General features: G+C 59.5%; 10 protein-coding genes and 4 tRNA genes. 10 read left to right on the top strand and 4 right to left on the bottom strand.

All coding sequences use genetic code 11. The features are described from left to right. Positions 1–78: 78 nt before the first annotated feature. A complete protein-coding gene (locus AC07XZ_RS19905; RefSeq protein ID WP_007951570.1) occupies positions 79–1239 on the top strand; it encodes an MFS transporter in 1161 nt (386 codons plus the stop codon). Here AC07XZ_RS19905 and nhaR read toward each other — a convergent pair. Beyond that, positions 1236–2135: a transcriptional activator NhaR gene (gene nhaR, locus AC07XZ_RS19910; RefSeq protein ID WP_007951569.1), complete on the bottom strand. Its 900-nt coding sequence runs from the start codon at positions 2133–2135 to the stop codon at positions 1236–1238. The two genes, AC07XZ_RS19905 and nhaR, sit on opposite strands and share 4 nt — an antisense overlap. Before the next feature lie 146 nt (positions 2136–2281). Between nhaR and AC07XZ_RS19915 the strand changes: the two genes are divergently transcribed. Beyond that, positions 2282–2521, top strand: a complete 240-nt coding sequence (locus AC07XZ_RS19915; RefSeq protein WP_007951568.1) for a hypothetical protein — start codon at positions 2282–2284, stop codon at positions 2519–2521. A 29-nt stretch (positions 2522–2550) separates the two neighbouring features. Continuing rightward, positions 2551–3300 carry a TerC family protein gene (locus AC07XZ_RS19920; protein ID WP_085745910.1) on the top strand — a complete coding sequence of 250 codons (750 nt, stop codon included), beginning with the start codon at positions 2551–2553 and terminating at the stop codon, positions 3298–3300. A gap of 74 nt (positions 3301–3374) precedes the next feature. Here the strand turns inward: AC07XZ_RS19920 and AC07XZ_RS19925 are convergent, their stop codons facing one another. Further along, positions 3375–3542 carry a hypothetical protein gene (locus AC07XZ_RS19925; protein ID WP_007951566.1) on the bottom strand — a complete coding sequence of 56 codons (168 nt, stop codon included), beginning with the start codon at positions 3540–3542 and terminating at the stop codon, positions 3375–3377. A 230-nt stretch (positions 3543–3772) separates the two neighbouring features. Here AC07XZ_RS19925 and AC07XZ_RS19930 point away from each other — a divergent pair, with 230 nt between their 5' ends. From AC07XZ_RS19930 to AC07XZ_RS19940, 3 genes are all read left to right on the top strand, one after another. Further along, complete coding sequence (locus tag AC07XZ_RS19930) at positions 3773–4444, top strand: peptidase C39 family protein (protein ID WP_102687134.1); 672 nt, start codon at positions 3773–3775, stop codon at positions 4442–4444. 94 nt (positions 4445–4538) lie between these two features. Continuing rightward, the gene (locus AC07XZ_RS19935) at positions 4539–4745 is read left to right on the top strand and encodes a DUF6021 family protein (protein ID WP_064380821.1); all 207 of its coding nucleotides are present in this window, start codon (positions 4539–4541) and stop codon (positions 4743–4745) included. A 12-nt stretch (positions 4746–4757) separates the two neighbouring features. Then, complete coding sequence (locus AC07XZ_RS19940) at positions 4758–4964, top strand: hypothetical protein (protein WP_085745912.1); 207 nt, start codon at positions 4758–4760, stop codon at positions 4962–4964. Between the two features lie 52 nt (positions 4965–5016). On the opposite strand, the gene pbpG is transcribed toward AC07XZ_RS19940, so the two are convergent. Both pbpG and folD read right to left on the bottom strand, forming a co-directional pair. Next, the gene (gene pbpG / locus AC07XZ_RS19945; RefSeq protein WP_011335039.1) at positions 5017–5955 is read right to left on the bottom strand and encodes a D-alanyl-D-alanine endopeptidase; all 939 of its coding nucleotides are present in this window, start codon (positions 5953–5955) and stop codon (positions 5017–5019) included. Positions 5956–6184: 229 nt separating this feature from the next. Further along, entirely contained in the window at positions 6185–7039 is an 855-nt protein-coding gene (gene folD / locus AC07XZ_RS19950; RefSeq protein WP_085608325.1) for a bifunctional methylenetetrahydrofolate dehydrogenase/methenyltetrahydrofolate cyclohydrolase FolD, read from the bottom strand. A gap of 274 nt (positions 7040–7313) precedes the next feature. On the opposite strand from folD, the gene AC07XZ_RS19955 reads away from it, so the two are divergent. From AC07XZ_RS19955 to AC07XZ_RS19970, 4 genes are all read left to right on the top strand, one after another. After that, positions 7314–7390: transfer RNA gene (locus tag AC07XZ_RS19955), tRNA-Arg, on the top strand. 32 nt (positions 7391–7422) lie between these two features. Next, positions 7423–7498, top strand: a tRNA-His gene (locus AC07XZ_RS19960). 58 nt (positions 7499–7556) lie between these two features. Next, positions 7557–7641 (top strand) — tRNA-Leu (locus AC07XZ_RS19965). A gap of 76 nt (positions 7642–7717) precedes the next feature. After that, a tRNA-His gene (locus tag AC07XZ_RS19970) sits at positions 7718–7790 on the top strand. Position 7791: the final 1 nt, after the last annotated feature.

Below are 7791 nucleotides of genomic sequence, written 5' to 3' on the forward strand. Positions count from 1 at the left end.
ATTGCGCATCCTTATTTTCAAGTTCTGCCAGCGGGCCCTCGGGTCAACGCTGGTGTCGTCGTTTTGCTGGAGTTCCTCATGCTGTTGCCCATCCTTCTGTTGTCCGCCGCCGGGTTCACGGTGCTGACCACGGAGTTCGTCATCGTCGGCCTGCTGCCGGCGATTGCTCGCGACCTGGCCGTCACCATCCCGCAGGCCGGGCTGCTGGTGACTCTATTCGCTTTCACCGTGGCGATGTTCGGTCCTTTCTTGACCGCATATTTCGCCCGCTTCGAGCGCCGCAAACTGTTCATCACCATCCTGATCATGTTCGGTCTGGCCAATACCGTCGCGGCATTGGCGCCGAACATCTGGGTCATGGCGATTGCCCGACTGATCCCGGCGCTGGGGCTGCCGGTGTTCTGGGCGCTGGCCAGTGAAACGGCGGTGGACATCGTCGGCCCGGACTTCGCCGGTCGCGCCATCGCCAAGATCGGCTTCGGCATCGTCTGCGCCACCGTGTTCGGCATTCCGGTCGGCACGCTGATTTCCGATGCGTTCGGCTGGCGCAGTGCGTTCGCCATTCTGGCGGTGATCGCGTTCGCCAAGGCGCTGCTGCTGTTTGTCTATCTGCCGAAAACCAGCCTGCACCAGCATCAGGTCAGTTTCGCTTCGCAGTTCAAGATCCTGCGCAGCCCGCTGATGCTGGGCCATGTGCTGCTGTCGATCCTGGTGTTCAGCGGCATGTTCACCGCCTACACCTATCTGGCGGACATCCTTGAACGTCTGGCCGGCTTCAATGGCACCGTGGTCGGCTGGTGCCTGATGGGCTTTGGCGCGGTGGGTCTGATCGGCAACTCGCTGGGTGGTCGCGCGGTGGATCGTCATCCGCTGATGGCCTCGGTGATGTTCTGCGCGTTCATGATCCCGGGGATGGTGGCGCTGGTGCCGAACATCAATTCGTCGCTGGGTCTGGCGGCGGCGATGGGCATCTGGGGCGTGACGCAGGCGGCGCTGTTTCTGGTCAGCCACGTGCGCTTGATGAAAGCTGCACCTGAGGCGCCGGCCTTCGCCGCGTCGTTGAACATTGCAGGGGCCAACCTCGGGATTGGTCTGGGCGCGATCATTGGCGGTCGAGTGATCGACAGCGCCGGCCTCGGCTTTGTGGGCTTTGCCGCGGCCGGGTTCATTTTGCTGTCAATTTTCCTCGCCATGGTGCTGATGGTGCTCAAGCCGCGCGACGTCTGCGCGCCGGCTTAAAAGGCTGTAAACAGCTCGCGTCGGGCACCTTCGGTAATCGCTTTGATGCCGGGGTGCTTGACCTTGCGTTCCACCGAGATCGCGTAGAACGACTCGCTCACCGCATCGGTCTGGCCGATCAACTCGACGCCGTACTGGCGCTTCACCTCATCGGCAATCACGCTCGGGCCAATGAAAATCCCGCTGCCGGACTGGCCGAACGCCTGCATCAAAGCGCTGTCATCGAACTCCCCGACAATCCTTGGCTGAATCTGCTGCTCGGCGAACCAGCGCTGTAACCGGCTGCGCACCACGGTTTCCGCGCCGGGGATCAACAGCGGCGCACCGTGCAGGCTGCGCGGGAAATCCTGACCGTATTGCGCTGCCAGTTCGGCGGTGGCGAAAAAACTGATCCCGCATTCCCCAAGCTTCTGGCTGTAGCCCTTGATGTCCAGGTGCGAGGGCATCGGGCTGTCGGAGATCACCAGGTCCAGGCGCTGGATCGCCAGGTCCGCCAGTAACCGCTCGAGTTTGTCTTCGCGGCAGGTGATGCGCAGTGGCTCGCTCAACTCCATGGTCGGCGCGATCAGGCGATAGACGATGGATTTCGGCACCACGTCCGCCACGCCGACCCGGAACAGGATCTGCTGTTCATTGGGCTGGGCGCGCAGCATCAGCTCCAGTTCGCCGCCGAGCTGGAACATTTGCTCGGCGTAGGGCAGGGCCTGGCGCCCGGCCTCGGTGAGCTCTAATTGCCGGCCGACCCGTTGAAACAACTCGATGCCATAGGTCTGTTCGAGCAGGGAAATCTGCCCGCTGATGGTCTGCGGCGTCAGGTTCAGTTGCTCGCAGGCGCGCACGATGCTGCCGGTCTTGGCCACCACCCAGAAGTAATGCAGTTGTCGGTAATTGAGCATGGGGTTCGGTCCGTCAAATACAGTTCGTATAAATCGAAGTATAGCCGCTAAAAATACGAATTTTCCTGAAGTGTTTGTCTCCCTAGAATGCCCAGCCATCGACGGCCGGTCTGTGCGGCGCTGTCTGTTCTATCGAGGGAAGCATCATGAAACTAAAAACTACGGCGTTGTTGATCGCGTCTTTACTGGTACTGGCCGGTTGCGACCAGGCCGAAAAGAGCGCCCAGCAACTGATGGGGCAGGCGGCCGAAGCGGCCAAGCAAGCCATCGACGACACGCATAAAGCTGCCGAAGAGGCGCTCAGCGATGCCACCGGCAATCTGATCAGCAAGAAAGAACCGAAAGACGACGAAGAAAAATCCGAATCGTCCTCCCAGGAAATCTAAACCGTCTTACACAGAGTCAGGACTGACCCATGGAATATCTGTTAGAACTCGCCGCCAGCCCGACTGCCTGGATTGCCTTGGCCACGCTGGTGGTGATGGAGATCGTGCTTGGCATCGATAACCTGATCTTTATCTCGATCCTGACCAACAAGCTGCCTGAGCAGTACCGGCAGAAGGCTCGCCGTCTGGGGATCGGCATGGCGCTGATCATGCGTCTGGCCCTGTTGAGCACCATCGCTTTCATCGTTCAGCTGACCGCGCCGGTCATCGAGATTCTCGGCCACGCGTTCTCCTGGAAGGACATGATCCTGATCGCCGGCGGCCTGTTCCTGTTGTGGAAAGCCACCACGGAAATCCATCACAGCATGGACCCGGCACCGGAAGATCCGAAGACCGCGACGTCGAAGGTGACTCTGGGCTTCGCCGCCGCCATCGGGCAGATCCTGATGCTGGACATGGTGTTCTCGATCGACAGCATCATTACCGCTGTCGGCATGACCGAACACTTGCCGATCATGGTGATTGCAGTTGTTGTCTCGGTGCTGGTGATGCTGTTCGCAGCTGACCCGCTGGCCAAGTTCATCAACGACAACCCGACGGTGGTGATGCTGGCTCTGGGCTTCCTGATCATGATCGGCATGACGCTGATCGCCGAAGGCTTCGGCGCCCACGTACCAAAAGGTTATGTGTATGCCGCCATGGCGTTCTCGGCTGCGATTGAAGTGCTGAACATGATGTCGCGCCGCGCCAAGCAGAAGAAACTGACTGCCGAAGCGTAATCGTTGGAAAAGCAAAGGCCGCCTGAACTCGCGAGAGTCCAGGCGGCCTTTTTGTTTGTATCGGTTACGGAAAGTCAGTGCGCGGTGGCGTGACGGGCGTCGTGTTTCTCGATCTTCCGGGTCGGTGCGGGTTGTACCGGGTGGTGATGGCGGCGGGAAATCCGCAACACGCCCCACAGCATGGCGGCGGCAACGGCCAGCCAGCCGGCAATCAGCATTACGATGGTCATGGTCAGGCTCATCTGTGCCTCCTCTTTGCCCTGCGTCGGGCGCTCGCTCTTTGGCTCTTGTCTGAAAGACAGTCTAGTCGCTGGCGTGTTTCAAGCTATTGACCAAAGGTCGGTGGTGACCAATCAGTTCGCTCTTGCAGCCGATGCATCTGCCGCTTTGGGCTATACCGCAGCGTGGCGCCGTCCTATGATCCTCGACCAAGCCGGAACACGATGACCGGTAACTGATCAAGAGAGTGATGATGGTGCAGCTATTTTCCCGGATCCGCACGGCGCTGCTGGTGGCCGGTTGCGTGACAGCATTGGTGGGGTGTGCGGGCAGTGTGGCGCCGGAGGTCAAGCGCCTGCCTGAACGGGTCGAGCTCAGTGGCACCTTCTATCGCGGTGAGGCCTATCAAAGCGGGCCGCAAGTGCTGGCCAGTCTGCTGTCGCAGCAGGGCATCGTGATCACGCCGGGTCTGCTGGAAAAGCCGCTGCATTTGCCGGGCGCCGAGGACAAGCTGCAACAGAATCTGCAGAACCTTGCCCGTGAATACGGCATGGTCGTGTATCCGCTGGACAGCAATCTGCCGGCGCTGCTGACTCAGGTGGCGGCCGGGTATCCGGTGATGGTGCGTTTCAGCGAGGGTTCGGCGTTTTGGGCGGAGCCGCGCTACGCGATCCTCTCCGGCTACGATCGCTTGAAGCAGAAGGTGCTGCTGCGCGCCGGGATGAATCGCCGTGAATTGATGAGCTTCAGCTCGTTCGAGTCGGCCCTGGAAAAATCCGGCGGCTGGGCAGTGTTGATCCAGAAGCCGACGCAGATTCCGGCGGCGGTCGATCAACAGCGCTGGCTCAAGGCTGCCGACGCACTGGCGCAAGCCGGGCAGGAGCGGGAAGCGGCGCAGGCGAGGAAGGCGCTGGCGGCGCATTGAGGTTCCGTTCGTCGCCTGTCGGGCACCCTGATGGAGGATGCGCTTCTGAACTGTAGCGTCCCGTGTTTTACGGGCCTGGTATCAGGAGATGAACATGGCAATTCCAAATTCACCCAGTGGGCCGCATTCTTCAGAACATGGCAGTGGCGACGACCTGGGTTTCGATCCGGACTCGCCTGACCTGGACGATCCGCAAGTCGATCCCATTGGCCCGGCGAAGGCGCCGAAGGATGTGCAACCGGGCGATGATCCCAAGCGTCCGGCCAAGCCTTACGATCCCTTGGCTGATCTCAAGCCTTGAAGCGAGGTGCGTATGAGTACCGATTCGAGTTTCGACGACCACAAACCTGACAGTGTGCCCACCACCCCTGAGCCGGAAGTTGATCCGGTGCTGGATCCGGACAGCCCCATGCGCGATCCGCTGGCGCGTCCGGCGGTGGTCACGCCAGAGCATTCCCGCGACTCGAGTGCCGGTGACGGCATTCCCGATGACGACAAGATGCCGTTGCCCAACGACTGAGTGCATAAATGAAAAAGCCCCGACGATTCGGGGCTTTTTCATGGGTGACGGATTACTTGGAGGCTTCGATCACGCCGCTCTGGCGACTCTTGAGGTTTTTGTCGGCCTTGTATTGCTGAGCCACGGCCGGGACGTTGGCACTCTTGCCGGTTTCCACCCAGCTGCGGATGCGGCTGGCATCGGCGAAATGGGTGTATTTGCCGAACGCGTCGAGAATCACCAGGGCGACTGGACGGTTGGCCATGCGGGTCACCAGTACCAGGCAATGACCAGCGGGGTTGGTGAAACCGGTCTTGGTGATGCGGATATCCCAGTCGGCCTTGTTGACCAAGTGATCGGTGTTACGGAAACCCAAGGTGTAATTGGGTTTGCGGAACGAGACGGTCTTTTCCTTGGTGGTGGTCAGCTCGATGAGCAGCGGCTGTTTGTGCGCAGCCACCAGCAGCTTGCTCAGGTCGCGAGCGGTGGAAACGTTGCGCTCGGACAGGCCGGTAGGTTCCACAAAGTGCGTGCTGGTCATACCCAGCGCCTTGGCCTTGGCGTTCATCGCGGCGATGAATGCAGCGTAACCGCCCGGGTAGTGGTGAGCCAGGCTTGCAGCGGCGCGATTTTCCGAGGACATCAAAGCAATCAGCAGCATCTCGCGGCGGGGCAGTTCGCTGCGCAGCTTGACGCGGGAAAACACGCCTTTCATTTCCGGCGTGTGGCTGATGTCGACGTCAATCCATTCGTCCATGTTCTGGTGCGCTTCGACCACTACCAAACCGGTCATCAACTTGCTCACGGAAGCGATGGGCACTACCACGTCCGGGTTGCTGGAATAAATGACTTTGTTGGTCTGCAGATCCATCAGCAGGGCGCTGCCGGAGGCAATCTTCAATTGCGAAGCGTCTCGAGGGGCAGCGGTAGTTTCGGCGGCGTTGACCGTTGGCGTGAGGAGCGTGCCTGAAAATGCAAAAACCAGGCTCAGGATGGACAGACGAATATTCACGCGGGCGAACTCATGAAGGTTGGAAATGCCGTATTTTGTAACGGCCTGTGTCGTAAAAACGACGCATTTTAGGAGTATGGCTGAAGAACTGTCGATGGTTGTTTGAAGGGCATGAAAAAGTCGTGAAAAGCCCTGTAAAAATAGGGGTTTCCGGCGAACGGTAAAGGTTTTTTCGAGGGCATGAAAAACCCCGCACAAGGCGGGGTTCTCGGAGTGCGGAAAACGCGACTCAGGCGTGCAGGGTTTCTGCCGCGTAGAGGGTGTTTTCCAGCAGGCAGGCGCGGGTCATCGGACCGACGCCGCCCGGGACCGGAGTGATCCAGCCAGCGCGGGGCAGGGCGGTTTCATACACGACGTCACCGACCAGTTTGCCGTCGTCCTGACGGTTGATGCCGACGTCGATCACGATCGCGCCTTCCTTGATCCACTCGCCCTTGACCAGGCCCGGCTTGCCGGCGGCCACGACCACCAGATCGGCGCGGCCGACGTGGCCGGCCAGATCCTTGGTGAAGCGGTGGGTGACGGTCACGGTGCAACCGGCCAGCAGCAGTTCCATCGCCATCGGGCGACCGACGATGTTGGAAGCGCCGACAACGACTGCGTCCATCCCGTACAGATCGGCACCGGTGCTTTCCAGCAGGGTCATGATGCCCTTCGGGGTGCACGGGCGCAGCAGCGGAATGCGCTGGGCCAGACGGCCGACGTTATAAGGATGGAAACCGTCGACGTCCTTGTCCGGGCGGATGCGCTCCAGCAGTTTGGAGGCATCCAGGTGCTCCGGCAGGGGAAGTTGAAGCAGAACGCCGTCGATTGCCGGGTCGTCGTTCAGTCGATCGATCAGATCGGTCAGCGCTTCTTGAGTGGTTTCGGAAGGCAGGTCGTAGGCTTGAGAGAGGAAGCCGACCTCTTCACAGTCTTTACGCTTGTGCGAGACATAAACCTGAGAGGCAGGATCGCTGCCGACCAGGATCACCGCGAGGCCGGGAGTGCGCAAGCCTTGCTCGCGACGTTCGGCTACCCGTTGGGCGATCTGCTGGCGCAGGCTGGCGGCGATTGATTTGCCGTCGATTAGTTGTGCAGTCATTGCGCGTGATTAACCATCGAGAGGGGAAAAAAAGAGAACGCATTCTCGCATGTCAAACGGTGAGGGCAAAGGCGCTTGGTCAGCAAATTCCCCTAAGCCCTTTAATTAAATGAATTTTTTTCAAAAAGGATTTGACGACCTTCAGGTCGCTCTATACTATTCGTCGCACTTGTCGGGCACAGCCTAGCACTGGTTAAGAAGGTCGAACGAAATCAAGGTTTCGAACGACTGGAAAGCACTTAGTTTGTAGTCCTCCAAGGGTACAGCTAACAAGGCGCCCGTAGCTCAGCTGGATAGAGCATCCGCCTTCTAAGCGGATGGTCGCAGGTTCGAGTCCTGCCGGGTGCGCCATTAGGCAGCATTGGCACAAGTAACGCGATATGGTGGGCGTAGCTCAGTTGGTAGAGCACGGGATTGTGACTCCCGTTGTCGTGGGTTCGATCCCCATCGTCCACCCCATATTTCGAAAGGCGCCAGATGTAACAGTCTGGCGCCTTTGCTTTAAAAAGCTTCATCCGCGGATGTGGTGGAATTGGTAGACACACTGGATTTAGGTTCCAGCGCCGCGAGGCGTAAGAGTTCGAGTCTCTTCATCCGCACCAATCAAAGCTTCATTCATGCCGTTGGCCGGGTGAAGTTCTACAAAGAAGTTGTTTGGCTTCTTTGGCACGCAATATGGTGGGCGTAGCTCAGTTGGTAGAGCACGGGATTGTGACTCCCGTTGTCGTGGGTTCGATCCCCATCGTCCACCC

The sequence above is a fragment of the Pseudomonas sp. GW458-11-26-14-LB4 genome (assembly GCF_059423925.1).